Annotated in this window: 1 protein-coding gene; it reads right to left on the bottom strand. The window is 76.7% G+C overall.

The features are described 5' to 3' along the window. The coding region (locus tag SM450_RS30965) for a polyketide synthase dehydratase domain-containing protein (RefSeq protein WP_474623316.1) at positions 1-1,483 on the bottom strand (1,483 nt) is incomplete at both ends.

Genomic DNA, 1,483 nt, shown 5'->3' with positions numbered 1-1,483 from the left:
CCAGGGTCCGTCGGGGGCGGTCAGCACTGGCGCGTCCGTCGTCCGGGTCAGGCGCGGTGCGTAGGCCGCCCCGTCCCGGACGGCCAACTGCGGCTCACCTGTGGCGATCGCCGCGCTCAACGCCGCCGCGTCCGCCGGGTCGGGGCCGAGATCCACGAGCTGGAAGAGACCCGGGTGTTCGGACTGCGCGGCGCGGACCAGACCCCAGACCCCGGCCGAGGGCAGGCCGTCGACCGGGTCGCCGGGACGGGCCGCGACCGCGCCCCGGGTGACGATCACCAGGCGGCCGTCCGTCGGCCGGTCCGCCGCCAGGCGGTCCTGCACAAGCGTCAGCGCACGTGCGGCGGCCAGGTGACCGGCCGGATCGTCGCCGTCCACGGTGGCCTCCACCACCTCCACGGCGTCCCCGGCCGCGGGTTCACCCACCGGCACCGGGATCCAGTGCGTCCGGTACAGCCCGCGCCTGGTCGGATCACCTGCGGCAGCGAGCTGTTCCGGCGAGACCTGGCGCAACGCCAGGGCCGCGACGGACGCGACCGGCAGGCCGGCGACGTCGATCAGGTCCAGCGACAGCTCGTCGGCGGCGACCACCAACCGGGCCCGCAGCACCGACGCGCCGGCGGCGTGCAGCGTCACGCCGCGCAGGGCGAACGGCAGCCGTACGTCGTCGTAGGTGAGGGCGGCGGCGTGCAGCGCCGCGTCGAACAGCGCCGGGTGCAGGCCGAACCCGGTCGGGTCGGCGTCATCGCTGAGCGCGATCTCCGCGTACACGGTGTCGCCGTCGCGCCAGGCGGCGCGCAGGCCCCGGAACTCCGGGCCGTACTCCACACCGACGGCGGCCAGGCGCGGGTAGAGGCCGTCGACGTCCACCGGCTCGCCTGGCGGCGGCCAGGCGAAGCCGGCTGCCGACCCGGGCGGCGTGGCGCTCACCGTGCCGGAGGCGTGGCGGATCCACCCCTCGTTCTCGTCGGCGCCGGCCGGCCGGGAGTGCACCGACACCGGCCGCTGGTCGCCCTGGGTCGTCCCGACCCGCACCTGAACCTGGACGGCGCCCCGGGCGGGCAGCGTCAGCGGCGCCTCAAGGATCAACTCGTCGAGGTGCGGCGCGCCGACCTCGTCGGCCACGTGCAGCACCAGGTCGGCGAGCGCGGTGGCGGGCAGCAGGACGGTGCCGTGCACGGCGTGTCCGGCCAGCCACGGATGGCTCTGCAGCCCGATCCGCCCGGTGTAGAGGAGTCCGCCGCCGTCGGCGAGCTCGGCGGCGGCGCCGAGCAGCGGGTGGTCGGCGGTGGCCAGGCCGAGGCTCGCGGCGGTGCCGGTGGCGGCCGGGCGCAGCCAGTAGGGCTGGCGTTGGAAGGGGTACGTGGGCAGGTCGGTGTGTCGTCCGGCGGGTGTGGTGGTGGTCCAGACCGTCTCGCGGCCGGCCGCGTGCAGTGCGGCGTGTGCGTGGTGGCCGAGGTGGGCGGCGGTGATGGTGGCGGTG

It is taken from the genome of Micromonospora marincola (genome assembly GCF_056150385.1).
Note: the sequence above shows the minus strand (reverse complement) of the source record. Positions and strands in the feature narration are given on the sequence as shown.